The sequence below is a fragment of the Duncaniella sp. C9 genome, from assembly GCF_004803935.1.
Classification (GTDB): Bacteria; Bacteroidota; Bacteroidia; order Bacteroidales; family Muribaculaceae; genus Duncaniella; species Duncaniella muris.
The window spans coordinates 1,803,952-1,829,717 of sequence record NZ_CP039547.1 but is presented as its reverse complement, the minus strand read 5'-3'; the positions used below and the strand labels follow the sequence as shown (position 1 = coordinate 1,829,717).

Sequence of the window (25,766 nt, the reverse complement as noted above, 5' to 3'; positions counted from 1 at the left end):
ATGTATGCCAGTAGAATATTCTTTCTGCTGTCTGTTTTCGCATTCCTTTCTCTCTGCAAACCGATAGACATGAATGCACAGACAGCCACCAGACCGGATTTTGCCTATCCCAAAACTGTCAGTCGGCAAGCTGAAAAAGATCTTTCGTCTGCTTTGGAAAAGCATGATGGCCCGGCAACTGTGCGGGCGCTCATTGACTATTATCTCGCTGAATCACGGATTGACGCCCTTAGGAGCGCCAATGCCATCAGCAAAATTGATTCCGTCGCAGCCCTGGCATCCGATCCGGTGTTACGCTCGATGCTTATCATGCTCGAAGCCGACATCTACGCCTCGACCTATTCAGCGGCCCGCTGGAAATATGACAGCCGCGATCTTCCGCTGACTCCGTTGCCCGAAAATTATCAGGAATGGAGCGGTGAACAGTTCCGGATGAAAATCAACTCGCTAATCGACACTGCCCTTCTTCCGGAGTCAGAGCTTAAAGCCACTCCGATCAAAACCTATGCCACTGCCCTGTCACTCGGAAAGAATCTCAGCGCCCGCAATGAGACTCAGATCTACTATCCTTCCATCTTTGACTTCATAGCCAACAAGGCCATAGGACTGCTGAACGAGACCGGACGCATGAGCAATATCCTTTCATGGGGACTGCTCACACGTCATGACCTATATCTCAAAGTGCCATTCAACCGCTTCGACCCGACAGCAAGCAGAATCCTTGACATATATGCATCTCTGCTAAGATTCCATGACTCGGTCTCAGCTCCATTCATCATTACTGATATCAACCGTCTGGACTTCATCACTTCACACGTATGGAGCGGAGACAATCTGTCGTCTTCGCCGACAGAGCGCAAGTCAGAACTGCTCAGATCTCTATATGAAGAATACAGCACGTCTGAATATTCCGGAGACATTCTTCTCGCAGTCAGCTGCAATGACTCAGAAATAAAAAAATGGCTGGCTGAAGCTATTCGCCACAATCTTAAAGCATTTCCGGCATTCCGCCGCAACAACAATCTCAAGAACACCCTTTCAGAGATCGAAATGCAAGGGATAGAACTCTCCTACCCTACTGTCTCAGCGCCTGATTCGGAAGTTACGTTCAGACTTTCCGTTTCAAACGTCAAGTCAGGCAAGCTATATATATATAATGTATCGTCCTCTCCCATCGCCGAACAAAGTTATAATTGCATTGGTCTTCCATCACTGAAACCATTGGCTGTAATTCCGTTCAGCGCATCGGCCTCTGCCGCTATTCCGTTTAATGAAGAACTGACTATCGGTTACAGGTTCAGCAGTCCCGGTCAGTATGTGGCTATCGCGACTATTGACGGAGCTCCGCAGAAAAGCCGTAACTGGTATCATAAAATCCACATTTCCGATTACTCCATAGCCGCTTCATTCTTTGACAAGACCGAAGTCTGGGCACTTCGTGCTTCAGACGGAGCTCCAGTAGAGGGGGCGAAAATATCAGTCATACCGGAATCATCACGCAAAACAGGAACTCCCCGTCTGATCGGCACCACCGCAGCTGACGGCTCTGCCAGTTTCCCGCAAAACGGCTATGCTGTGATGTCTAAAGACGGTGACCGCTTTGCACTGCCACTCTGGATCTATAACGACAACAATCGCCGCAATTCTCCCGAATGGCGACAGACATCGTCAGGCTACCCCTCTCTTCCGCTCTATCACCCCGGCGATAGTGTGGAATGGATGGCTATATGCTATGAATATAAAGGTCAAGAGCATAGGCCCCTAATCAATAAAGAGGTTACAGCAATTCTCCGCGATTCAAAATACCAAGGCATTGACACTGCGAAAATAACCTCCGATTCTTACGGGCGCGTGAACGGACAGTTCACTCTGCCTAAAGAAATTTTGAGCGGAAATTTCTGCATTTCAATAGACAATAACAATGACCCGGTCCGCTTCATGGTGAGCGACTACAAGCTTCCTACATTCAAAATCATACTTGATCCTGTAGAAAAAGACTATCCGGCTGCCGGTGACGTCAGCCTCCGCGGACGCATTCAGACCTACGCCGGCTTCCCGCTCGCAGACGCAAAAATTTCTGTGACCCTTGCCGCCATGCAGCCGCTGCGGTGGTGGAATCGCTCTGCACCTGTCGCATTCCAGACGTTGGAAGCAAGTTCTGATGGATCAGGCGAATTCGACATCGTGATTCCGAAATCCACACTCGCACTCAGCCCGATTCCCGGCGGCCTGTTCAACGCCGAGGTATCAGCCATGTCAAATACAGGTGAAAGCCAGATTGCCACAACAGTATTTTCAACCGGGATGCGTTATGCCATCAGGGCATCTGTGCCTGCCGATATTGACATCTCAGCTCCGACCACAGCCATAAAAGTAGAAGTCACGGACTATCGAGACTCTATCGTAAAGATGCCGGTTGACTTCACAGTCATACGTGATAATGCAAAAGTATTCAATGGCTCCATCATGCCCGGCAAGCCCGTCATAGATCTCACCGGAGTAAAATCAGGCAGCTACAGACTGGAATTCTCCATAGCTGATTCAACTTTGGCTGCTCCGGTTTCACAAGACGCTGTTCTCTACCGTCCCTCAGACAAAGAAACGCCCACACCTTCCAAGCTGCTATGGTATCCGTCAGCAGATGTGAAAGCCTCGGAGACTTCAGGTGAAGGCGAATGGCTATATGCCGTCAACTGCCCGACCAACCTGCTTGTCACGCTCCACACTCCTGACTCCATACTATCACAGTCATGGGTAAAAGCCAATGCCGGAATGAACCGACTGAAACTGCATCTGCCCGACAGACTTGAATCGGCAACTATAAGGATAGCCCTCACCGGCAACTACCGGAATGAATCGGCCTCTCTTACTCTCAGACGCGATGTCAGAGCCAAGGCCATACACTTCGTTGCAGAATCTTTCCGCGACCGCACCATCCCCGGCTCGGAAGAGACCTGGACATTCCGTGTCACCGACCGGTCAGGCCAAGGCCGACAGTCAGCTGTCATTATGGACATGTATAACACCGCGCTTGACGCACTTGCAAAAACAGACTGGGATTTCACACCGTCTACATCCTGGGGCGGAGGCTATTCATTCAGGTGGTCTCAGCCGGATCTTAACGCCAAAGAATATCAAAGAGTCTACTACCGCCCAGGCAAACTTTTGACCGAAAACAGAATCACAGCACCATCCTTTGACACCTATGGGCTCCCTGTATTCAACAGATTCGCATTCACAAGCGGCATCCGCATCCGCGGCGCAAGTCTCTATGGCTCCCGTAGCATTAAAGCCGTTGATGAATTAAATATAGTCAGAGAACACTCCGAAGAGGTTGTTGTAGAAGAAGCAGCTATGGACTGCGGAGCCGCCGTGACATCAGCCACAAATTATATGGCCGCAGCAAAAATGGCTGACAACACAGCCTATGATGACGAACGCGTTGCCGAAAGCGGGTCTGGAGCTGAGCAAAAATCAGCAGGAGAGGCACCTTTCACATTCAGAGACCGGGAAGTCCCGCTCGCCTTCTTCAAACCGATGCTTGAAACCGCCGCTGACGGACGTCTGTCACTGACATTTACCGTTCCAAACGCCAATACAACCTGGGGACTTCGGGCCGTAGCATTCACCGACTCGTTGCTTTCAACGACTTTCATGTCTGAAGTCACAGCCTCCAAACCGGTTATGGTCCAGCCCAACCTTCCGCGCTTCCTGCGAGTCGGCGACAAGGTCATTATCGAAGCCTCAGTCATGAACGGCAGTGATGAAAGACTGTCGGTCAGCACCACAGTCGAGCTGTTCGATCCGGCAGACGGCAGCACACTTGTCTCCTATAGCCGTCCGGATTCGATAAATCCCGGCAGCGCAACCACTGTCGGCATAGAATTCATCGCACCGTCTGACATGCCCCTTGTCGGTTATCGCATCAAATCAGCATCTGACCGCTTTGCTGACGGCGAGCAGACCCTGTTGCCCATCCTCCCGGCTGTAACCCCGGTCATTGACACCTATCCGTTCTATATAGCACCGGATCAGGGAAAATTCACCATGACCCTCCCCGTCACACCCGACAACGTCCGGATTACGCTGCAATACTGCGACAATCCGACATGGTATGTGGTCACAGCTCTCCCCGGTCTGCTCGAACTTGAAGCCTCGACCGCCAATGAAGCCGCAGCCTCCATTTTCTCCGCAGCCATAGCCTCAGGTCTCCTGCGAGACAATCCGGATCTTGCCGCAGCACTCAAAGAATGGAACTCAAGCAATAAATCAGAGGGCATGCTGACATCAATGCTCCAGCGCAACGAAGATCTGAAGCAGATTCTGCTCGCAGCCACTCCCTGGATGACAGATGCCAAGAACGACACCGAGCGAATGAGCCGGCTGGCACTGCTGTTCGACGGAAAAACAGTCAGACAGACAATCGCTGCCAACATCGCTACCCTCCGTAAGCTCCAGCGCAACGGAGGCGGATGGGCTTGGTATTCGTCAGGCAAGGAAGCATCTGCCTGGGCAACCGAAAATGCACTCCTGCTCTTTGGCCATCTGCTTGAGCTCGGATTCCTACCGGATTCACGCGAACTTAATTCCATGATCATTTCAGCGCTGAAATGGATGGACAAGGAAACAAGACGTGATTACAACAAGCATCCTGACGGAGATTACACCTCATATGTCTATATGCGCGGATTCTACCGCAATCTTTCAGGCGCACCGGCGGCTGATTCAAAGATTGTCGGCCAGACAGTGCAGCGCATATTGTCAGGCTGGAAGACTTCATCCGTCTTCGACAAAGCTGTCTATGCAATGATCCTCAACCGGAACTCCTATCAGTCCGTCGCCCGAAACGTACTTGCCTCTCTGAGCGAATATGCGGAGTCATCGCCTGAAAAAGGGATGTGGTGGCCGTCGCTCGACAACATGACCATCTGGTCAATGGGCAAAACCGGCACTACAGCCCTGATTCTCGATGCGTATGCAGCGATTGATCCGTCATGCAAGGAAATAGACCTGATCCGCCAGTGGCTGATACTCCAGAAAGAAGCGAAAGACTGGGGCACATCCGTCACTACATCCTCAGTGATAGCATCTGTCCTCTCTACGTCGCGCAACTGGATCACCCCGGCCGGCCGCACCAAAGTCTCGGTCGGAGGCAAGACAGTTGAACCGTCTGACATCGAACGTCTGACAGGCTCATTCCGTGCGCAACTGTCACTGAAAGCAGGAAAGCCATCTGATCTGAAAGTGAGCCGCAGCGGCAACTCCCCGGCATGGGGCTCGGTCTTCTATCTCTATACTGACTCCATGACATCTGTCAAGGCGGCCTCCTGCCAGGCGCTTTCTGTAGAAAAGAATCTTGTGCTCAAAGGCAATGCCGGCGAAAACAACACATCTTTCGCTGACACCCTGAGAGTAGGACAGCGGATCAGTGTGACACTCACACTTAAAGTAGACCGCGACATGGATTACGTCACCATAATCGATGAGCGTCCGGCCTGCTTCGAACCGGTTGAGCAGTTACCGGAGCCGATCTTTGCAGAAGGCATCTACTTCTACCGCGAGAACCGCGACTCTTCAACGAGAATCTTCATTGACCATCTGCCCAAAGGCACCTATGTGCTGAGCTACGACATGTGGGTAAACAATGCCGGACAGTTTGCCAGCGGCCTGGCCACAGTCCAGAGCCAATATGCCCCGCAGCTATCGGCCCATTCAGCCGGCTCTCAGCTCACTGTGACACCGGCCCGATAAAACATCCGAAATCCGTCTCCACCACGGCAATACCGGAAACAGATTCTATCCCGAACCGCACCTCAGAAGTCAGAAAATGCTTTTGACGTGCGGTTCATTTGTATTCGGGAATTTCATCAGGGCGAAATACGATGGAAGCTGATACAGGAGAAGTAGCCACAAAGTATCCGAGACATTTGTCACCGCTGAACATAGCAGGGCAATTGCTGTCATTCTGTAACGCTTCGAGATAATCGTGCATGGCGCGTGAAACCGGCAAAACAGTGCAGGTAAGTACATCACCATCAAAAAGCACCGTATCATCATCCTCTTCATCCGTGTCCTTGCGGGTGGTCATAGTGATAAAAGTGTTTATGCCGTCTGCTGCACTGCGGTCATCCATCTCGCCCCACTGATAAATCTTTTCATTGCGATAAAGTTTTATCCAGTAGCAGTCCCCTTCCGTGGCTTCATCATCGTAGAACCGTCCCTGAAAGACAGCCACCTGATCGTAGGGCATTTTGATCCAGTTGAATTCAAGACTTTCTATCTCGGTCGGCGGATACATAGTGGCGATAGCCTCATAACGACAACCGGCTCTTTCCACTGTCAAGCGATAGTCATGGTCCGCAACGCCTGGTGTCAGGTCTGTGTAGAAACCCTCCGAATCCGTATGGAGACCATATACAGACCCGTCTGTCAGATCGGTCAGTGTCACCACTGCATCCGTGAGATGTGTACGGTCCATAGGCTCATCCATAGGAGTCGTACTGGTGATGGCTACCTTCGCCCCGTCAGGAGTAAGCTCCGCCTCAATAACGGTCAACGGTTCTATATCGTGATACTTGAAATCAAGTTCCTTTTCGCACGATGCGAGCAGAAGCAGCATGCACATCATTGCCGGAATGCTATATAGTTTCATAATCATCAGAATTTAAGAGTATATGATACTGATGGAACAAGACCATACATTGCATGCAGCACTGCACGTGTTCCGGATGGTTTGGACGCATCATCCTCGAAGTAGACCAAAAACGGATTGTAGCGGCAATAGGCGTTGTAGATTCCGAATGCCCATTCATATGTAAGTTTCTTCCCGGTGTGGATATATTTGGCGGAAAGATCGAGGCGATGGGTAGGAGGTGTCATATAAGCGTTTCTCCTGGAATAGTAGTAACACGTCTCGCCGCTGATTTCATACTTCACATCAGGAGCCGTCAACGGCTGGCCGGACATAAAAATCCATGAGCCGGAAAGATTCCAGCTGTCAGACAGTTTATATATGGCCGTGACGGTAAAATCATGGCGGCGGTCATTGGTAGCATTATACCACTGGCCGTCATTGATGCCTGGAATCTTGGTTTCTGTGTGCGAAATCGTGTAAGACAGCCAGCCTGTGAGACGTCCTGTATTCTTGCGAAACATGAACTCCGCACCGTAGCTCCGGCCACATCCTCCAAATATAATACTTTCGATTGCGATGTCAGAGAATGTACTGCGGCCATCCTTGAAGTCGTAGACATTATCCATGCTTCGGTAATATCCTTCGGCCGACCAGTCAAACGCGCCGTTCCCAGTCATGCCGCTGTAGCCTATCCCGTATTGCAGCGAACGTTCAGGCTTTACGATTGCCGAAGTAAGAGCGTAGCGGTCAAATGGGAAAGATGTGGCGTTGGCGCGGATAGCGTGAAGATTCTGGGTTGATATGCCGAATCCTGCCTTTACGTTATGCAGATGCGTGAGATTATATTTCAGATTGATCCGAGGCTCGACCTCTATGTAGGTTTTGCCGTCAAACTGATTAGGGATGTCATAGGCGCTTTGGAATTCATGAAAGCGATTCTGAGACAACACTGATGCCACATTGAGGCGCAGGCCGGCGGTGACATCAAGCTTTTCGGCAAACGATCCGGAATATTCCGCCCAGGCAGAGTTTTCCCAAAGTGACCTGATTTCACGCTCGCGCGAAGCGTTAAGCATCCATTCCGCCGACTTTACCTTAAGAAGTTCTGACCGCAATCCGAACTCCAGTCCGTGCCATTCGGATATTTGCCAGCGCAGCCTCTCGTTGAGGGAGTAATTATGTATGTAGGTCCACATGGCTTCATTGACATCCATCATGTCCATTGACATTTCAGGACTGAAATGAGTCAATGCCGCAGTTGTAGTGAACGTAAGCCGGTCATTGGCACGGGCCACCCAGTTGACCGATCCTCCGAGATTGCCCCAGTATAATCCCATAAGGTCGGCAACCGCCATATTGTCGTGGCTGATAAAGAACGAGCCGTCGATCAGATGACTTGGCGAAGGACAATAGCGCAACTTGGCCGACACATCATAGAAATTCATCACTGTGCTGCGGTATTGGGGAACTATTTTCAGAAATGCATCCACGTAAGAACGTCGTGCGGCCACGGCAAACGAAAGTTTATCTTTCACAATCGGGCCTTCGGCCTTGATCTTGGCGGCAAGTATTCCGATTGAGGCTGACCCGTGATAATTTTCCATATCCCCGGCAGCGAGAGTAGTTTCAAGTACCGAAGATGTCGCATCTCCATACATGGCCGGGATAGCGCCTTTGTAGAGGGTAGCGCTTCCGAGAGCATTGTCGTTGAAAGTCGAGAAGATCCCCATCACATGGCTGGGATTATATAACGATATGCCATCGACCAGAACAAGGTTCTGATAGGCGTTACCGCCCCTGACCTCAAATCCGCCACCGCCTTCACCCTCGCTGCGGACACCGGGAAGCAGTGTGATCGACTTTATGATATCGGCTTCGCCGCCAAAGGCCGGAACCTGTATCATCTTTGACAATTCAAGCCGTTCAGCTCCAAGCCTTGGGTTACTGATTCGCTGGCGGGCGGAGTTGCCGGTGACAACAACCTCATTAAGTTCCGTACCCATTATGCTGTCACTTGGCTCCTCAGCCGAAACTGTCACCGTTGCACAGACCAGGACCAAACCTAAAACTACTATTTTCTCTATCATAAATTTTTACGTAGGTGAACTCTCGCAATTGACTGGCCCGATTTTATTGTATCTGAAATACTTCATAGAGTCTGTGTTTAATCAGTGTAACAGATAGTAATAAACCACGAAAAAAGATTGTAACGTTACAACCTTTTCACATGTATTTAGCTGGCAATTTCAAAAAGAGTCTTACTTCTCTGAAATAAACGAATCTTTAAAGCCAAGGAAATAAAGAACTCCGTCAAGTCCGATGGTCGAAATTGACTGTTCGGCATTGGCTTTGACCTTAGGTTTGGCATGGAATGCTATACCAAGTCCTGCGGTGGAGAGCATCGGCAGATCGTTAGCTCCGTCACCGACCGCAATAGTCTGCGCAATGTTCACATTCTCCACCTGAGCTATCAGTTTAAGTAGTTCGGCTTTCCTGCGTCCGTCGACAATCTCTCCGAGATAGCGCCCGGTCAGCTTTCCGTCAACGATTTCAAGTTCATTGGCATAGACATAGTCAAAACCATATTTCTGCTTGAGATAATTTCCGAAATAGGTGAAACCGCCTGACAGAATGGCTGTCTTGTAGCCCACACGCTTAAGCACCTGCATCATTCGGTCAAGTCCTTCGGTTATAGGCAGATTCTCAGCTATCTCCTGCATCACGCTTTCATCAAGTCCTTTGAGCAGCGCCACACGTTCGCGGAAACTTTCGCAGAAATCAATCTCACCCCTCATGGCCCGTTCGGTTATAGCCTTGACCTGGTCGCCGACACCGGCTCTGATAGCCAGTTCGTCAATAACCTCAGTTTCAATAAGAGTAGAGTCCATGTCAAAGCAAATCAGTCTGCGGCAACGGCGGAAAAGAGTGTCTTCCTGCATCGAAATGTCAAACTCTTCTTCCTGTGAAAGCTGCATGAAGCGCGCCTGCATCGCAGCCGTATCTCTCGGCATGCCGCGCACTGAAAATTCAACACACGATTTTGACAGCGGCTGCTCTTCCTCTCCCAAAGGCATTCGTCCGGTCAGACGCTGTATGGAGTCGATATTCATACCCTGCTCAGAGATTTCGGCCGTCACGTTGGCAATCTGCCGGGCCGTCAGCCGCCGGCCGAGAATCGTTATTATCCAGCGGTCTTTGCCCTGCATACCGACCCAGTTCTCATATTCTTCAATACTTACCGGCGAGAAACGCACATTCACATTAAGTTCGGTAGCTTTGAAAAGCAATTCTTTCATAATGTTGCCTGACACTGCCGAATCGGTCTTTATCAGAATACCCAGTGAAAGGGTATGATGTATGTCGGCCTGACCGATATCAAGAATGCCGGCATTGTAGCTGGCAAGAATTTCAGAGAGAGCCGATGTCACACCCGGATGGTCCTGACCGGATATATTGATAAGAATTAGTTCAAGCTGAGGCGTTTCCATATCTATATATGAGAAATAATTGGATTTTGGATAACAAAGATACGAAGTTATCTCTGATTTTTTGGTAATTTTGCATGTGTAATTTAACAATCGCAAATATATGGCACGAGAATGGAAAAAGATTAAAAAGTATGAAGACATACTTTTCGAACAATATGGCCGCATTGCCAAAATAACCATCAACCGTCCGCAGGTCTACAACGCATTCCGCCCGCAGACTAACCGTGAAATGCTTGAAGCTATGGCTTATTGCCGTGAAGCGTCTGACATTGGAGTGATCATACTGACAGGAGCCGGTGACAAGGCTTTTTGCTCTGGCGGCGATCAGAAAGTCAAAGGCATAGGCGGATATATCGACGAGCAGGGAGTGCCCCGCCTCAATGTCCTTGACCTCCATAAGGCAATCCGCTCGATTCCCAAGCCCGTCATCGCTATGGTAAACGGCTATGCTATCGGCGGCGGCCATGTGCTCCACGTGGTCTGTGACCTTACTATAGCCTCTGACAATGCCCGCTTCGGCCAGACAGGCCCGAAAGTAGGCAGTTTCGATGCCGGTTTCGGCTCAAGCTATCTGGCCCGCTGTGTAGGTCAGAAAAAAGCGCGCGAAATCTGGTTTCTCTGCCGCCAGTACAGCGCCGAGGATGCCGAACGAATGGGTATGGTGAACAAAGTCGTGCCTTTCGACCGTCTGGAAGACGAAACCGTGGAATGGTGTGAAACTATTCTGAGCCGCTCTCCGATGGCCATCCGCATGATCAAGCGCGCACTTAATGCCGAACTTGACGGCCAGCGCGGCATGATGGAATTCGCAGGTGACGCCACCCTGATGTACTATCTCATGGAGGAAGCACAGGAAGGTAAAAACGCATTCCTTGAAAAACGCGACCCCGACTTCGACAAATTCCCTAAATTTCCGGGCTAAAACACAATCGGAACGTATGCAGGCCACTTGGTGTAAATATGAATTATTCTTCCGGTTCACTGCCATAACCTCACGTGAACGCATGAACCGGAAGGATACATATTATATAAAAATATCCGATCAGGCCGACCCTGCGGTTTATGGCATCGGCGAGGCCGGACTTTTCCGCGGTCTGAGCTGTGACGACCGGCCGGGCTATGAAGAAATGCTTGACACAGTCTGCCGCGCCATCGACACCTACCTCGAAAATCCGGACCTGCTTGCCGACTGGCCGTCAATCAGGTTTGCCGTCGAGACTGCCGCACTTGATCTCAGAAACAACGGGCACCGCATCCTTTACCCCTCTGCCTGGACCGAAGGTCGAGAACCCATCACGATCAACGGCCTCGTATGGATGGGTGACCGCGAAACCATGCGCGAACGGATAGCCCGTAAACTGGCTGACCGCTGCGGATGTGTGAAAGTCAAAATCGGCGGAATTGAATTTGATGAAGAGATAGACCTGCTGCGCTACATCCGTTCGCAAGCTCCTGAAATCACACTCCGGCTTGATGCCAACGGCGCTTTCACCCCTCAGGAAGCAGATGAAAAACTCAGGCGGCTTACCGAATTTGACATCCATTCCATCGAACAGCCGGTAAGAGCAGGCCAATGGCAGGAAATGCAGCGTCTATGCCGCACCTCCCCCATCCCGATCGCCCTTGACGAAGAACTTATCGGCCTTAACGATTCTGAAGAGAAGCGCCGGATGCTTGAAACGATCCGCCCGCAATACATCGTACTGAAACCCACCCTCTGCGGTGGCATAGGAGGCACGGAAGAGTGGATCAGACTTGCCGGGACAATCGGTGCCAGATGGTGGATCACTTCAGCCCTCGAATCAGACATAGGGCTGAATGCCATAGCACAGTGGACAGCGACACTCGGATCAGACATGCCGCAGGGACTGGGTACAGGCCAATTGTATGACAACAACATTCCCTCACCGCTGTCAGTCAGCGGCGACAGGTTATCCTACAACCCTGCCGGAAAGTGGGAAATTCCTCAACTGGCATGGAAACAATTCTGACACCTGAAGCAAAAAAATTTATTGAAGAGTGGAATAGTCCGACTCCCTACGTCACTGCCCGCACTTCAGGCTCTACCGGCACGCCTAAAGAAATCCGCCTTCTGAAAACAGATATGCGGGCCTCGGCCAAAGCTACTATAAATTTTTTCGGCCTCCACTCCAGATCATGGCTCCACCTGCCCCTCTCGCCGGATTACATAGCAGGAAAAATGCAGATTGTCCGCGCACTGGAATCCGGAGCCACACTGACAGTGGAGGACGCGACCAACCGTCCGCTGTCCGGACTCAGCCTGAACACCGGCCGACGGATCTCATTGTTGCCTGTGGTGCCTTCGCAAGTCTGCGGAGTGCTGTCATCCGGGTTCACAGACCGCATCGACAACATGATCATAGGAGGAGCACCGCTTGCCCCTGCAGACGAACAGCGCATCATCGACTCCGGCATACCCTCTTTTGCCACTTACGGCATGACCGAGACATGCAGCCATGTGGCGCTGCGCCGACTCGGTTCGGAATGCTTCTCGGCTCTCCCCGGTTTCAGATTTTCGGCAGATCCAAGAGGATGCCTTGTCATAAACAGTGAGACAATGTCATTCGGACAGCTCGTCACAAACGATATTGTAGAGCTTGACAGTCCGCAGGCATTCCGCTGGAGAGGACGCTTTGACAATGTCATCAACTCCGGAGGCCTGAAAATAAGCCCTGAGGAAATTGAAAAAAAGATAGCACATCTGTTTCCTGACGGTACGAATTTCTACATAGCATCACGCCGAAGCGAGCGCTGGGGCGAAGAAGCGGTCCTTGTCACCGATCTCCGGGAACCGGCCGACAATCTGATAAATCTGATAGAAACCGAGGTCGGGCATCTCCGCGCACCGAAAGCACTGATTTTCGATCCGGACATACAGCGGACTTCATCAAAAAAAATCATCCGGAGAAAATTTTAGGCCTCTTAATAATCCTGAATCGGTTGATAAGTGTTATCTTTGTAATTACTCCGTTTTCATCTTCCGGTCTGGAAGAAACTCACTTTCAACTATCGTTTTATGACTCCGGAAACAGGCCCCAATCTCTATGGACTTTTCAATGACAGCTTCCCTCCTGTCCTTGACGGCGTCACTCTGACAGTCGAAAACTATTGCCAATGGCTTGCCGCGGCAGGCCACAAAGTCTGTGTAGTCACCCCCTGGACTCCCGGTTCGTGTCCCGAAGGTGACTTCACCATGTATCGTTATCTCTCGCTCCCCATCTATAACCGCCACCCCTATCGCTACGGTTATCCAAGATTCGACCCTTTCATCTGGCGCAAACTGCGGTCTACACCATTCAGACTCGTCCATGCCCACTGTCCTTTTTCGTCCGGCAGACTTGCAGCCTATGCGGCAAGAAAGCATGACATACCGCTCGTTGCCACATTCCACTCCAAATACCGGACCGATCTCGAACGCTCGCTCCCCGGTCCGATGGTAAGATACCAGATGAAACGTCTGCTCGAATTCTACAACTCCGCCACTGAAGTCTGGATTCCACAGAGCGCCGTTGAAGAGACTCTCAGAGAGTACGGTTACACCGGAGATGTCAAAGTGGTGGAGAACGGCAATGATTTCAGCGAAGGAATTTCAGATCTGTCTGCCTACCGGAAAGAAGCGCGCAGGCATATAGGCCTCGCAGATGATGAATTCGGGCTTCTATTCGTGGGACAACACATTCTCGAAAAAGGGATCGAGATCATAGTCCGCGCACTCGCCGGTCTTGCTGGTCTGAAATTTCACATGAATTTCATAGGCACCGGCTATGCCCTTCACGACATGCAGGAACTCACACGTGAGCTGGGTCTTTCAGCCCATGTGGCATTCCACGGTGTGATTGACAACCGTGAAGAGCTGCGCCGCTTCTACGCCGCATCCGATCTATTTCTTTTCCCTTCGTTCTATGACAATGCTCCGCTCGTGGTCAGAGAGGCGGCAGCTATGTCCACCCCCTCCCTTCTGCTCGAAGGCTCTACAGCCGCCGAACTTGTCAGAGACGGAGAAAACGGCTTTCTGACCCAACGCACTCCCGAAGCTTATGCAGCCGCCATTCGCACCATCGCATCTGACCCTATTATGAAAGAAAAAGCCGGACACGGAGCCCGCGCCACTCTTGCACGTTCATGGCACGATGTCATGGATGAAGTATTAATCCGCTATGCCGAAATAACCGACCGATATGAGCACAACTGTCACAAAAAATAAAAACAACACTCCATCGGAGCGCAGGCAGGTGCTCGGACTATTATGGAAAATATTCCTACCTATGGCCATAGGTATCGGAGTCGTAATGTGGCTGTTTCACCGAGAATTCAATCCGGAGGTGTGGGACTCGATTCATTTTGACGCCCGTGTCATAGCCTGCATTCTTCTCGCATGGCTGTTCATGATAGGCCGGGACTTCGGTCTGACATGGCGTTTCAGAGCTCTTACTGACCATCAGCTCTCGTGGCACAAGGCCCTCAAAGTCGACATGCTCTGTGAATTCACATCCTGCGTGACTCCATCGGCAGTCGGCGGAAGTGCCCTTGGCATGGTCTATCTCAACCGTGAAGGCATAGAATTCGGACGCGCCACCACGCTGATGATGACCACCCTCTTCCTTGACGAATTCTTCTTCGTACTCTCCATACCGGTAATCATGCTGCTTGTGCCCTACAGCGAACTTTTCGATTTCGGACACGGCAGTTTTACCGTGGGCCTACAGTCTGTGTTCTGGGGTGTCTATGCGATAGTATTCCTCTGGACCTCTATTCTGTTTTTCGGAATCATCATAAGACCCCACGGCATCCACAGGTTTCTGAACTGGCTGTTCAACTTCAGACTGCTCCGGAAATGGGCGTCGAAAGTAGATCAGCTCGGACAAAACATGGAAGCAACCGGACGCGATCTCCGCAAACGCCCCCTTAGATGGTGGCTTGAGACATTCGGCGCCACAGCTCTCTCATGGTCCTCACGCTACCTTGTTGTCAACGCTCTTTTCCTTGGATTTGCCCCTCATGCCGATCAGCTGATTGTTTTCGCCCGCCAGTTCGTGGTGTGGATATGCCTGATGATAAGCCCCACCCCGGCAGCGCCGGCATCAGCGAATGGCTGTTCACCACCTACTACGGCGACCTGATCCACAGCGCCGGCATCGCTCTGATAATCGCTCTGTTCTGGCGCATCATAAGCTACTATATCTATCTGCTTGTCGGAGCATGCATACTCCCCTCCTGGATCCGCGACAGCTTTAGAAAATCACCCCGAAACAACCTCTAATGACAACCAAACCGCAATGAACCGATCACATCTACAATTCCGCTTATGGCTATGGGTCCTCCCCGTCATAGCCCTGATATATCCGGTCACAATCAATGCCGATGAATTACATGGTGTCTATATGCTCCGCCTTGATGACGAGATAGGCTCTTCAACCTGGCGCTACACCCGGCAGGCTCTTGACGAAGCCTCGCGCCTTGATGCCGAATTGCTGATTGTGCACCTCAACACTTACGGCGGATCCGTGGTCCACGCCGACTCAATCCGCACCGCGCTGCTCAACTTCCCTCGCCCAACAGTGGCGTTCGTTGACAACAACGCAGCCTCGGCAGGAGCACTCGTCGCACTGGCCTGCGACTCTGTGTTTATGAGAAGCGGAGCCTCGATGGGAGCCGTCACTGTGGTTAATGGCACCGACGGCATGGCCATGCCTGACAAATATCAGTCATACATGCGGGCCATGATGCGCGCCACCGCCGAGCGGCATGGGAAAACCATTAGCCCGGACGGAAAGTCGGAATGGCGCCGCAATCCGCTCGTGGCAGAAGCTATGGTCGATCCGCGGGTCAGTGTGGGCGGCCTTATCGACTCTACAAGAGTGCTGACCTTCACGGCTGACGAGGCCGTAAAATGGAACTATGCCGACGGCAAAGCAGAATCAGTTGACGAGATAATGCAGCAGCTCGGATATCATCCGGCTTCATATGCCATCAAGGAGTATCACCCTACATGGCTCGACAACTTAATCGGCTTTCTCACAAATCCTGCAGTGCAGGCGGTGCTGATCATGCTCATTATAGGCGGGATCTATATGGAACTCCACTCGCCCGGTGTAGGCTTCCCCTCGGCGGCAGCCATAATCGCCGCTATACTTTACTTCCTGCCATTATATATAAGCGGCATAGCGAGTTCTTGGATAATCCTGCTGTTCGTTTTGGGCATAATGCTGATAATTCTTGAAGTTTTTGTGGTGCCAGGTTTCGGAATCACAGGCATAGCCGGAATTTCGTGTGTCTGCGCGGCTGTTATCCTCGGCCTCATAGAGCACTACACCTTCTCTCTCTCCCATATGAACGCCGACGCCATCTGGAGCTCAATGGTCATCTTCCTCGTCGGCCTCGGTCTGGCGGTGCTTGCCATCTGGTATCTTACATCGTCCTATGGTCCCAAGTGGGTGCGCCGCCACACAGAACTTATGCTGACTCAGCAGGTGGATGAAGGCTATATCGGAGTGGACATGACTCCGGCTGCATATATCGGCCTTGACGGCACGGCTGTCACTGACATGCGCCCGGCAGGAAAAGTAGAGATCAACGGAGATGTGCTCGATGCGGTTGCTATCCAAGGATTCATCCATGCCGGAGCAAGGGTGAAAGTCAGGAAGTATGAAAACGCTCAGATATATGTCGCAGAACTATAGATGACTGAAAGTATATTCACTGCCTGATACAGCCAGAGTTATGCCGGTCATCTGTCTAACGCACCAGCAAATGGCCGGCATACACACATCCAAGCCCGACTGCCAGACTTGCAAGAGCATAGGCTATGGCTACAATGCCTTCTGACATACCAAGCAGAAGATAGTTTTCATTTACAAAAGTCGAAAATGTGGTAAACCCGCCGCAAAAACCGACAGTGGCAAGCAAACGCAACTCCGGGCTCAAAAGATCAGACTTTTCAGCAAAGCCATAGATCAGACCAATCAGCAGGCATCCCGCCATATTGACCGCGAAAGTACCCCAGGGGAAAGCCGCAGCGCCTGCATTGGTCTGTATGACATGGCTTAGCCCATAACGGCATACACCGCCAAGCCCGCTGCCCAGAAAGACTATCAGAAAATCAGTCAGATTCATTTTCATTCGATTTTACGACTGCAAATTTACGGATTTGTCACATTTTTATTATTATCTTTGTGCAATTTAGAGTTCCAATCTTTTATCATGTATAAAAAAGTAATTTGCGCGGCATGCGGTGCCGCACTGTCTCTTAGTTCTTTCGGAGAGACTATCGACATCAAGTCATTTAAGTATTCCGGTCCTTTTGAAGTGGCCACTCCGTTCATGCTTGACAGCATCGATGCCAATTCAGCCAAGTTTGACACTTTGGCCATTCTGAAAACCCCGATTTCCATGAATGCTGCTGAAAAAGGCAGTAAATTCACAAATCCGGTTCTTCCGGCAAGCCGGACACCGGCACTCCATCTCCTGAATTTCACTCTTGACAACGGACGTTATTTCAACGGATCGCTCAAAGTCAGCGGCCTTAAGAATCGGGAGATCTATCTTGACGGCAAACTCATCACAGACGAAAAACTCGCTCTGGCTCCGGCAACACACTCCATAACTGTCAAATGTCTCACGCTACCGGGCAATCAACCCGACTCAGTCAGAATCTCCATTGAATCCGACGGCAAAACACAAGTCACAATCAATAAGGAACAAGGACGCCGCTACACTCTCCGAGATGTGATGACAGGGCAAAGAATCAAGTCGGCAAGCCTATCTCCAAGCGGAAAATATCTGCTCACCACATACAGTTTTACCCATGAAGGAGGCGACAATACGTTCAATACCCAGATCAGCGAACTCTCGTCAGGCCGAGTGCTATTGTCAAGCACAGAAACTCTACGGTGGATGCCAGACTGTGATCAGCTCTATCTCACACGCAATGTCAATAAAAAGCTCCGGTTTATCACCCTCAATCCTCTGACCCATGAAGAACAAGTGATTGCAGATGACATTCCCACACATTCATTCATGCTGTCGCCTACAGCTGATTTCTTTGTCTACCTGAAGAATCAGGATGAACCCAAGGAGAAGAACGCAGACCTTTATGAGATCGTCAATCCGGAAGACCGTCAGCCTGGATGGCGCTCACGCGCATCGTTGATGAAATTCGATCTGGCAAGCGGACTCAGCAGCCCGCTGACATTCGGCTACCGAAATGTCACTCCGGCCGGAATATCAGCAGACGGCAGCAAACTCCTTTTCATGGCTTATGACACTAAAGTAGAACAGCGTCCGAGCTCGGTTGTGTCTCTCTATCTTCTCGATCTGAAATCAGGTGCCTGCATGACGCTGCTTGAAAATGAAGGATTCATCGGTGGCGCATCCCTCTCGCCCGACGGAAAAACGGTCGCGCTTACAGCCTCTCCCGAAGGGCTTGGCTCCATCGGCAAGAATCTGCCAGATGGAATGACCCCGAACATGTATGACAACCAGCTCTATGTCATGGATGTCGCAACGAAGAAAGTCACCCCCCTGACCCGCGACTTCAACCCGTCTGTTGAAAGTTTCGCCTGGAGCAAGGCTGACGGAAATATTTATTTCACGGCTGAAGACCGCGATCTCAAATCGCTCTACCGCGTCAATCCGACCAACGGACAAATTGACAATCTGAAAGCACTTGAGGAATATGTAATGTCATTCGACCTTTCAGCCACAGCTCCGGTACTCGTCTACACCGGTCAGGGAGCGTCTAATTCCGACAGACTCTATTCTGTCAGTCTGAAAAACGGACGCCAGAATCTGATCGAAGACCTCAGCGCCAAACGCCTTGAGGGTGTGCGCCTCGGAGAGTGCAAGGGATGGCCGTTTGTGACATCGCGCGGCGACAGCATCAGTGTGCGCTACATCCTTCCGCCCGATTTCGATCCATCCGAAAAATATCCGATGATCGTAAATTATTACGGCGGATGCAGTCCGACCAGCCGCACATTCGAAAGCCGCTACCCACATCACGTCTATGCCGCCCACGGCTATGTGGTTCTGGTCATCATACCGCGAGGCAGTGCCGGATTCGGGCAGGAATATGCCGCTCACCATGTCAACACGGCCGGTGAAGGTGTAGCTGACGACATAATCGAAGCCGTAAAGGCCTTTACCGACAGTCATTCCTGGGTAGACAGCAAGAAGATCGGCTGTATCGGTGCTTCATATGGCGGATTCATGACCCAATATCTGCAGACAAAGACCGACATATTTGCTGCCGGAATATCTCACGCAGGTATCAGCGACCACACAAGCTATTGGGGTGAAGGCTATTGGGGATATTCATATAGCGAAGTCTGCATGGCCAACAGTTATCCCTGGACACGGAAGGATCTGTTCGTGGACCGCAGCCCGCTCTTCAATGCCGACAAGATCCACACTCCCCTGCTGTTCCTCCACGGCGATTCTGACACCAACGTGCCATTCGGAGAAAGTATCCAGATGTACACGGCCCTGAAACGCCTTGGCCGCGAGACGGCTTTTGTGGCAGTCAGAGGCGCCAACCACCAGGTGACCGAATTCAACAAGCGCAAACAGTGGCAGGAAACCATATTTGCATGGTTTGCCAAATATCTACAGGATGATCCGTCATGGTGGGAAGCCATGTATCCTAAGAAGTCACTTTGAAACGCCGGATCACGACCGGCAAAAAAAGAAGATCTGAGCGAATCAGAGCCATGCGTTGACACGTTCACGAATGGCCGCTGATTCGCTCAGCATTTTAATGAACTCGCACATGGAACGCTTGTGGTAACTGTCACGCAGAGTGTGGACACAGCCGGTCATCTCGTTTGCCGGAATGTCAAGCGGCACAGCCTTGACTCCGCGCACATTGTGTGTTGTGGCTTCGGCCAGTACAGTGGCCAGACTGCTGCAGCTGATCAGTTTCAGCAGAATGTTGACTTCATTGAGTTCGATACGCACACGCATATCAATGCCTTTAGGAGCAATCACTGCATCAAAATAGTTTCGCGCCTGCAAGCCGCGGGCCGGCAGTGCAAGATCATATTCCGAAAGCTCGGCAAGCGTGACTTTTTGCTTCGATGCCAAGGGATGGCTACTGTTGACCACCACTGTAAGAAAATTCTGAAACAGACTGTGGGATTCGACACAGGCCAAAGGCTCCTTCGGTTTGAATGCAAGCACAAAGTCAACTTCACGTTCAACAAGCATGTCCATCAGCTCGGCCATCGGCTTATAAAAAATATTGAGCTTCACTCCCGGATAAAGTTTCATGAAATCAAGCAGCGTCTCTGTCAGTATGGGGCTGAAAGAATATGTCACCCCGATGTTGAGAGTGCCTGCAAGCAGTTCGCGCAGATCATTCATGCGCTCAAGACAGAGTTGTGAGGCCTGTAGGGTTCTGACGGCATACGGGAGCAGTTCGCTGCCGGCTTCCGTCAGACACACCCGATGGCTGTCTCGCTGAAAAAGCGGTGACCCGATCTCCTGTTCGAGCTGTTTGATCTGCTGTGACAAGGTGCTCTGGGTTATAAACAATGTCCGTGAGGCCTCTGAAAAGTTCAACGTCTCCGCAACCTTGACAAAATATTTCAACTGGCGCAATTCCATGATTCAGGGAATGAAAATGAAAACGTGAGTAGTATTATATTAACGTGGCAGGTATAGTTCATCGTGTGGCCTGGAAAGATATATTTTTCAAAAGGAAGATCGGTATTGTCGCACCGATGACCATTCCGAGGAGTATAAAAAGGCAGGTAAGGCCATTACTTGCAAACAGATAGAAATAATGGTTGAATCCCAGTTCATGCCCCTGATAAAGACACATCACAAGTCCTCCGAATGTCCGATAGGCATATATGCCGGGGATCATCGGCAAGAGCGAAGGAAACAGACAGGTCTCTGCGGGAGTACGGACCAAAGGTGAAAACAGAACCGCGAGCACCCCGACAATCAGCGCCGCTATCGAAGTGGCCGGCACAATGTGCATTCCTGTCAGAGATTCATTCATCAGAAGAAAACGGGTAGAATGGCCGGCGGCGGCAATAAGCGCACAATACAGATAGGCCCTGCGCGGGGGATTGCTGATAGCGGCAAAACCGATAGCTGCTATCGCTGCGAAAAACGCATCCTGCAAAAATTCGATCAACATAACGGATAAACTGCTTTTTTCAAATCAACATTCTGTAATGGCGCTGTCAAAACATACCGATGTTCATCATCATCATTCCGCCACAAAGGCCTATCGAAAGGCAAGCGGTAAGAATCATTGCATGCATGAAGCGGCTGAACGAACAGATATAGTGGCCGGCAAGCATATCGCTGAATGAATTCAGAAACGGAATGCCCGGCACAAGGTAGAGCACACTGGTTCCGATGGCTATTTCCGGAGTCTGGCCGAGATGAAACAAGGCATCCGTAGCTCCGAGCACAGACGAAACGAAAGCACACATAATGAAAACAATACGCATGTCTACTTTCTGCTCACAGAGCACCTGCTTCAGATAGTAGCCGGCAAGAGTTGCTATAAAAACGATTGCCATCGCTGGCAGATCGCCTCCGAAAAGGCGGCAAAACGATGCGTTGGCACATGATGCAAGTAAGAGCACCAGCCGTTTGTCAGCCGGACGAGTCTTGACGATGCGGTTGAACTCTGCTTCGGCCTGTCTGAAATCAAGCCGGCCGTCAGCCACTGCCCAGCTCAGTTCGCTCAGACGGGTGTTGATGTCGAAACTTATCATCGATGTCCGCAATGCAGTTATATAGGTATAGCTGTCGGAACGGTCACGGTTGCAGACAGTCATGTGGATATGGCGTGGCATTATCGTCATCACAACCTCATGATCAAAAGCCTCCGCCATGCGTTTGACATTTCGCTCAAGGCGTATGCATGTGGCCCCGGCTCCTAAAAGCCATGCGGCATATTCAGAGAGGAAAAGGCAGTATTTTTTTACGGTCTCACCCTCTCTTGTCATTCGGATGCCTGCTGTCACAGGCGCCATAGGCTGCTCAATCTTCGTCATCATAAACTTCCTGGCCTTCAAGTCTGTCACCGGGGATGAAGATTTCCTCACTCTCCTTACCAAACTCGATCAGATGCCTCTGATGATGTATCTGGGAGTAGTTTTTGTAACAGACTCTGATGATTATCAGTGCTACCATCGCGAATGCTATCACGCACCAGGTAAAAAGCGGAATGTTAAGCGTAACCATGATTGTTCTGATGTTTAAATTGTTTTGCAAAGTAAACAATCATGCGGATCTTTTTCCTCCACCCGGCTAATGAAAGATTCGATAGCTATTATAGAACGAGCCAATTGTTAAAAATGTTCTGCTTTTTGCTTAACTTTGCACTACTATGATACAACAGATCGAATTCACACTCCGCGCCTACCCGCGTGGCATCCATCTGGTCACCGGCGAAGTAATGCGCCAATTGCCTGAACTGCCTGAAAAAGGGCTTCTGCATCTTCTTATCAAACATACATCTGCCGCACTCGCTGTCAACGAGAATGCAGATCCGGATGTGCGCCACGACCTGAATGTTATTTTCGACCGCCTCGTGCCGGAAAACGCCCCATTCTATCTCCACACCGACGAAGGCCCTGACGATATGCCGTCACATGCCAAATCCATCCTTGTCGGTCCGTCGCTGTCACTGCCAGTCAGCCGTCATCACCTGAATCTCGGAACATGGCAGGGAATATATCTCTGTGAATTCCGCGACTACGGAGGTCCGCGCAAAATCGTAGCCACAATCATCGGCGAATAAAAGTCGGTCCGACAAAAAACGGCCCCGCTATCACCTATGATAGCGGAGCCGTGAATTTTATCGGAGATCAGACTCCGGCAATAGCTTTTTTATTCTTCGCCGCGGATAGCTGCGATGCCGGGGAGGATCTTGCCTTCGATGGCTTCGAGAAGAGCGCCGCCACCGGTTGAAACGTAGCTTACCTTGTCGGCCAGACCGAACTTGTTGACGCAGGCAACAGAGTCACCGCCGCCTACGAGAGAGAATGCACCGTTTTCAGTAGCCTCTACAATGGCATCGGCGATGGCACGTGAACCGGCAGTGAAATTGTCGAATTCAAACACACCGGCAGGACCGTTCCAAAGGATTGTCTTGGCACCTTTGATAGCATCGGCAAAAGCCTTGCGGGTTTCGGGACCGGCATCAAGGCCTTCCCATTCTGCAGGGATTTCCTTGCATGAAACAACCATAGTGTTGGCATCGTTGCTGAAATCGTCAGCTGCCACGCAATCAGTTCCGAGTACAAGGTTAACACCTTTCTGCTTGGCCTTTTCGATGATCTGAAGAGCGAGATCGAGCTTGTCATTCTCGCAGATAGACTTTCCGACATTTCCGCCGAGAGCCTTTGCGAAAGTATAGGTCATACCGCCGCAGAGGATGAGGTTGTCAACCTTGTCCATGAGGTTTTCGATGATGCCGATCTTGGTTGACACCTTTGAGCCACCCATGATAGCGGTGAAGGGACGCTTGATGTCTTTGAGAATGTTGTCAACAGCTGTAACTTCCTTTTCCATCAGATAGCCGAGCATCTTCGAATCCTTGTCGAAGTAATCGGCGATCACTGCGGTAGAGGCATGACGACGGTGAGCGGTACCGAACGCATCGTTCACATATACGTCAGCATAAGATGCAAGAGTCTTTGCGAATTCTTTCTGACGTTCCTTCATTTCTTTCTTGGCTGCGTCATATGCGGGATCTTCCTTGTCAATGCCTACGGGCTTGCCTTCTTCTTCAGGGTGGAAGCGGAGGTTTTCAAGCAGGAGCACCTGACCGGGCTTCAGAGCGGCGGCCTTTTCAGCTGCCTTGGCGCAGTCTTCAGCAAACTCTACTTCAGTGCCGAGATATTTGCCAACTGTATCTTTGATCTGGCTGAGTGACATTTTGGGGTTCACCTTACCTTTGGGTTTGCCCATGTGGCTCATGATGATGAGGCTGCCACCGTCAGCAAGAATTTTTTTCAAAGTGGGAAGAGCGCCGCGGATACGGGTATCGTCAGTGATTTTACCGTTTTCGTCCAGGGGAACGTTGAAATCCACGCGGACAATGGCCTTTTTGCCGTTGAAATTGTACTGGTCGATAGTCATTGAATATGTGTATTTTAAAGGGTTTTTACGTCCATTTCAGAGACGGTGCAAAATTACAGAAATATTTCATTAATAACAACATATTTTCGAAAATACTTCTTGCTGTCTCTTCTTTAATCCTCATCTTCGGCACTTGCATCAGGAGCCTGAGGGAGAAAACGCGACAGCAGACCATAGCCTATGACTCCGGAAAGCAGCGATCCGGCCACAATGCCTACTTTTGAATCATTCAGCAATGCCACACCGGCCTCGCCCATGTCGCCGAACGAGAGGTTGGCTATGAACAGTGAGACTGTAAAACCTATGCCGCCAAGCATCGAGATCGCGGCCACCATTTTCCAGTCAGAGCCTTCAGGCATTGGAGCAAGTTTCATTCTGACTGTAAGCCAGGAAAACAGGAGTATTCCGACAAACTTGCCGATGACAAGACCGACAATGATCGCCAGGCTGATTCCACTCAGAACCGTCATCGGATTCATGTCCAGCAGATAGATCCCTGCGTTGGCAAAGGCAAACAGAGGTATGATCAGATAGTTTATGACCGGATGCAGCGAGTCTTCGAGATCCTGAAGAGGAGATATCACCTTATCGGATGCACTCTCTATCTGCTTGAGCCAGTCCATCTGCTCATGATTCAGAATTGTGCGCCGCGAAAGCACATCATCTTCCTCTTCGTTGAAATTGCGGATGGAGCTACGGATTTTCTTTATATATTTTTCAGGCGCATAGACCGGGACCGAAGGCACACAGAATGCTACGAGCACTCCGGCTATGGTAGGATGAATTCCGGAATTGAGAAACAGGAACCACACAATCCCGCCTATGAGCACATAGAAAAATTTGCTCTGTATTTTCAAAAATCCGCCTCCGACGAGCAACACGGCCAGCCCGACAGCCGCATAGCCGATAAAAGCCATATCAATATGCGACGAATAGAAAGCGGCTATCACGATTATGCCTCCGATATCATCGACCACGGCAAGGGTGGTCAGAAATATCTTTAACGAGACCGGCACACGAGATCCAAGAAGCGCAAGCACTCCCAGCGAGAACGCAATGTCAGTAGCCATCGGGATGGCAGCTCCGTCTGCATAGTCACTTCCTGCCGCAAGGGCGAGATATAGACCGACGGGCACTATCATGCCCCCTATCGCCCCCATTATAGGCAGTAGAGCCTGGCGGAACGAAGAAAGCTCGCCGACGAGGACCTCTCGTTTTATCTCAAGACCGATCGAGAAGAAAAACACCGCCATGAGAGCATCGTTGATAAACTGCAGGACGGTCATCGGATGTCCGGCGTGTGACAACACATTGAAATCACCGATCTGCAATCGCATCGGCTGGTTCCAAAAGTCATTATACAATGTATTAAGACCCGGTATATTGGCTACCACAAGAGCCAGCACTGTGGCAAAGATCAATACATTTCCGCCGGAAGCGTGATGACGGAGGGCCTGGCGGGCGGCATAGAAAACGTGTGACATAACAAATCAGTATTGTTAACTTATATAGTATAT

Annotated in this window: 20 protein-coding genes; 10 read left to right on the top strand and 10 right to left on the bottom strand. The window is 50.7% G+C overall.

Going from position 1 to position 25,766, the window contains the following annotated elements:
• Positions 1–69: 69 nt before the first annotated feature.
• A complete protein-coding gene (locus E7745_RS07410; RefSeq protein WP_168182045.1) occupies positions 70–5,751 on the top strand; it encodes an alpha-2-macroglobulin family protein in 5,682 nt (1,893 codons plus the stop codon).
• A gap of 94 nt (positions 5,752–5,845) precedes the next feature.
• Here E7745_RS07410 and E7745_RS07405 read toward each other — a convergent pair whose 3' ends face one another.
• The 3 genes from E7745_RS07405 to serB all read right to left on the bottom strand — a co-directional run bounded on the left by E7745_RS07405 (position 5,846) and on the right by serB (position 10,122).
• Positions 5,846–6,652: a DUF4249 family protein gene (locus E7745_RS07405; RefSeq protein WP_168182043.1), complete on the bottom strand. Its 807-nt coding sequence runs from the start codon at positions 6,650–6,652 to the stop codon at positions 5,846–5,848.
• 5 nt (positions 6,653–6,657) lie between these two features.
• A complete protein-coding gene (locus E7745_RS07400; protein WP_168182041.1) occupies positions 6,658–8,637 on the bottom strand; it encodes a TonB-dependent siderophore receptor in 1,980 nt (659 codons plus the stop codon).
• Between the two features lie 255 nt (positions 8,638–8,892).
• Positions 8,893–10,122: a phosphoserine phosphatase SerB gene (serB, locus tag E7745_RS07395; protein ID WP_123398686.1), complete on the bottom strand. Its 1,230-nt coding sequence runs from the start codon at positions 10,120–10,122 to the stop codon at positions 8,893–8,895.
• 100 nt (positions 10,123–10,222) lie between these two features.
• On the opposite strand from serB, the gene menB reads away from it, so the two are divergent.
• The 7 genes from menB to E7745_RS07360 all read left to right on the top strand — a co-directional run bounded on the left by menB (position 10,223) and on the right by E7745_RS07360 (position 16,823).
• Positions 10,223–11,044: a 1,4-dihydroxy-2-naphthoyl-CoA synthase gene (menB, locus tag E7745_RS07390; RefSeq protein ID WP_136408560.1), complete on the top strand. Its 822-nt coding sequence runs from the start codon at positions 10,223–10,225 to the stop codon at positions 11,042–11,044.
• Positions 11,045–11,126: 82 nt separating this feature from the next.
• A complete protein-coding gene (locus E7745_RS07385) occupies positions 11,127–12,113 on the top strand; it encodes an o-succinylbenzoate synthase (protein ID WP_240740262.1) in 987 nt (328 codons plus the stop codon).
• Complete coding sequence (locus E7745_RS07380; RefSeq protein ID WP_136408558.1) at positions 12,098–13,060, top strand: AMP-binding protein; 963 nt, start codon at positions 12,098–12,100, stop codon at positions 13,058–13,060. The genes E7745_RS07385 and E7745_RS07380 overlap by 16 nt, the downstream gene beginning before the upstream one ends.
• 99 nt (positions 13,061–13,159) lie before the next feature.
• Positions 13,160–14,347, top strand: a complete 1,188-nt coding sequence (locus E7745_RS07375) for a glycosyltransferase (protein WP_136408557.1) — start codon at positions 13,160–13,162, stop codon at positions 14,345–14,347.
• Positions 14,322–15,263, top strand: a complete 942-nt coding sequence (locus E7745_RS07370; RefSeq protein WP_136408556.1) for a lysylphosphatidylglycerol synthase transmembrane domain-containing protein — start codon at positions 14,322–14,324, stop codon at positions 15,261–15,263. Before E7745_RS07375 ends, E7745_RS07370 begins: the two co-directional genes overlap by 26 nt.
• The gene (locus E7745_RS07365; protein WP_136408555.1) at positions 15,188–15,403 is read left to right on the top strand and encodes a hypothetical protein; all 216 of its coding nucleotides are present in this window, start codon (positions 15,188–15,190) and stop codon (positions 15,401–15,403) included. Before E7745_RS07370 ends, E7745_RS07365 begins: the two co-directional genes overlap by 76 nt.
• Before the next feature lie 16 nt (positions 15,404–15,419).
• The gene (locus E7745_RS07360) at positions 15,420–16,823 is read left to right on the top strand and encodes a nodulation protein NfeD (RefSeq protein WP_123611055.1); all 1,404 of its coding nucleotides are present in this window, start codon (positions 15,420–15,422) and stop codon (positions 16,821–16,823) included.
• Between the two features lie 55 nt (positions 16,824–16,878).
• Here E7745_RS07360 and crcB read toward each other — a convergent pair whose 3' ends face one another.
• The gene (crcB, locus tag E7745_RS07355; protein WP_107031599.1) at positions 16,879–17,256 is read right to left on the bottom strand and encodes a fluoride efflux transporter CrcB; all 378 of its coding nucleotides are present in this window, start codon (positions 17,254–17,256) and stop codon (positions 16,879–16,881) included.
• A gap of 87 nt (positions 17,257–17,343) precedes the next feature.
• Between crcB and E7745_RS07350 the strand changes: the two genes are divergently transcribed.
• Positions 17,344–19,800, top strand: a complete 2,457-nt coding sequence (locus tag E7745_RS07350; protein ID WP_123611056.1) for a S9 family peptidase — start codon at positions 17,344–17,346, stop codon at positions 19,798–19,800.
• A 42-nt stretch (positions 19,801–19,842) separates the two neighbouring features.
• On the opposite strand, the gene E7745_RS07345 is transcribed toward E7745_RS07350, so the two are convergent.
• The 4 genes from E7745_RS07345 to E7745_RS07330 are packed head-to-tail and all read right to left on the bottom strand — an operon-like array spanning position 19,843 to position 22,347.
• Positions 19,843–20,745, bottom strand: coding sequence for a LysR substrate-binding domain-containing protein (locus E7745_RS07345; RefSeq protein ID WP_136408554.1), 903 nt, complete (start codon positions 20,743–20,745; stop codon positions 19,843–19,845).
• A gap of 58 nt (positions 20,746–20,803) precedes the next feature.
• A complete protein-coding gene (locus E7745_RS07340; protein WP_107031504.1) occupies positions 20,804–21,286 on the bottom strand; it encodes a threonine/serine exporter family protein in 483 nt (160 codons plus the stop codon).
• A 46-nt stretch (positions 21,287–21,332) separates the two neighbouring features.
• On the bottom strand, positions 21,333–22,160 hold the full coding sequence (locus tag E7745_RS07335; protein WP_240597638.1) for a threonine/serine exporter ThrE family protein: 828 nt from the start codon (positions 22,158–22,160) through the stop codon (positions 21,333–21,335).
• On the bottom strand, positions 22,144–22,347 hold the full coding sequence (locus E7745_RS07330; protein WP_107031503.1) for a hypothetical protein: 204 nt from the start codon (positions 22,345–22,347) through the stop codon (positions 22,144–22,146). Before E7745_RS07330 ends, E7745_RS07335 begins: the two co-directional genes overlap by 17 nt.
• A gap of 145 nt (positions 22,348–22,492) precedes the next feature.
• On the opposite strand from E7745_RS07330, the gene E7745_RS07325 reads away from it, so the two are divergent.
• The gene (locus E7745_RS07325) at positions 22,493–22,906 is read left to right on the top strand and encodes a secondary thiamine-phosphate synthase enzyme YjbQ (RefSeq protein WP_107031502.1); all 414 of its coding nucleotides are present in this window, start codon (positions 22,493–22,495) and stop codon (positions 22,904–22,906) included.
• An 89-nt stretch (positions 22,907–22,995) separates the two neighbouring features.
• Here the strand turns inward: E7745_RS07325 and pgk are convergent, their stop codons facing one another.
• On the bottom strand, positions 22,996–24,249 hold the full coding sequence (gene pgk / locus E7745_RS07320) for a phosphoglycerate kinase (RefSeq protein ID WP_107031501.1): 1,254 nt from the start codon (positions 24,247–24,249) through the stop codon (positions 22,996–22,998).
• A 113-nt stretch (positions 24,250–24,362) separates the two neighbouring features.
• Positions 24,363–25,733 (bottom strand): Na+/H+ antiporter NhaA, encoded by a 1,371-nt coding sequence (gene nhaA, locus E7745_RS07315; RefSeq protein WP_123611057.1) that lies wholly within the window; start codon positions 25,731–25,733, stop codon positions 24,363–24,365.
• Positions 25,734–25,766 lie beyond the last annotated feature (33 nt).

Bases quoted from the DNA above. Each gene is read 5' to 3' on its own strand.
- serB (WP_123398686.1), bottom strand. From the start codon at position 10,122: ATGGAAACGCCTCAGCTTGAACTAATTCTTATCAATATATCCGGTCAG.
- E7745_RS07340 (WP_107031504.1), bottom strand. From the start codon at position 21,286: ATGTTGATCGAATTTTTGCAGGATGCGTTTTTCGCAGCGATAGCAGCT.
- E7745_RS07360 (WP_123611055.1), top strand. From the start codon at position 15,420: ATGAACCGATCACATCTACAATTCCGCTTATGGCTATGGGTCCTCCCC.
- E7745_RS07405 (WP_168182043.1), bottom strand. From the start codon at position 6,652: ATGAAACTATATAGCATTCCGGCAATGATGTGCATGCTGCTTCTGCTC.
- E7745_RS07375 (WP_136408557.1), top strand. From the start codon at position 13,160: ATGACTCCGGAAACAGGCCCCAATCTCTATGGACTTTTCAATGACAGC.
- E7745_RS07370 (WP_136408556.1), top strand. From the start codon at position 14,322: ATGAGCACAACTGTCACAAAAAATAAAAACAACACTCCATCGGAGCGC.
- menB (WP_136408560.1), top strand. From the start codon at position 10,223: ATGGCACGAGAATGGAAAAAGATTAAAAAGTATGAAGACATACTTTTC.
- E7745_RS07400 (WP_168182041.1), bottom strand. From the start codon at position 8,637: ATGGGTACGGAACTTAATGAGGTTGTTGTCACCGGCAACTCCGCCCGC.
- E7745_RS07345 (WP_136408554.1), bottom strand. From the start codon at position 20,745: ATGGAATTGCGCCAGTTGAAATATTTTGTCAAGGTTGCGGAGACGTTG.
- nhaA (WP_123611057.1), bottom strand. From the start codon at position 25,733: ATGTCACACGTTTTCTATGCCGCCCGCCAGGCCCTCCGTCATCACGCT.
- E7745_RS07335 (WP_240597638.1), bottom strand. From the start codon at position 22,160: ATGATGACGAAGATTGAGCAGCCTATGGCGCCTGTGACAGCAGGCATC.
- E7745_RS07385 (WP_240740262.1), top strand. From the start codon at position 11,127: ATGAACCGGAAGGATACATATTATATAAAAATATCCGATCAGGCCGAC.
- E7745_RS07410 (WP_168182045.1), top strand. From the start codon at position 70: ATGAATGCACAGACAGCCACCAGACCGGATTTTGCCTATCCCAAAACT.
- E7745_RS07330 (WP_107031503.1), bottom strand. From the start codon at position 22,347: ATGGTTACGCTTAACATTCCGCTTTTTACCTGGTGCGTGATAGCATTC.
- pgk (WP_107031501.1), bottom strand. From the start codon at position 24,249: ATGACTATCGACCAGTACAATTTCAACGGCAAAAAGGCCATTGTCCGC.
- E7745_RS07380 (WP_136408558.1), top strand. From the start codon at position 12,098: ATGGAAACAATTCTGACACCTGAAGCAAAAAAATTTATTGAAGAGTGG.
- E7745_RS07325 (WP_107031502.1), top strand. From the start codon at position 22,493: ATGATACAACAGATCGAATTCACACTCCGCGCCTACCCGCGTGGCATC.
- E7745_RS07350 (WP_123611056.1), top strand. From the start codon at position 17,344: ATGTATAAAAAAGTAATTTGCGCGGCATGCGGTGCCGCACTGTCTCTT.
- crcB (WP_107031599.1), bottom strand. From the start codon at position 17,256: ATGAATCTGACTGATTTTCTGATAGTCTTTCTGGGCAGCGGGCTTGGC.
- E7745_RS07365 (WP_136408555.1), top strand. From the start codon at position 15,188: ATGCCTGATGATAAGCCCCACCCCGGCAGCGCCGGCATCAGCGAATGG.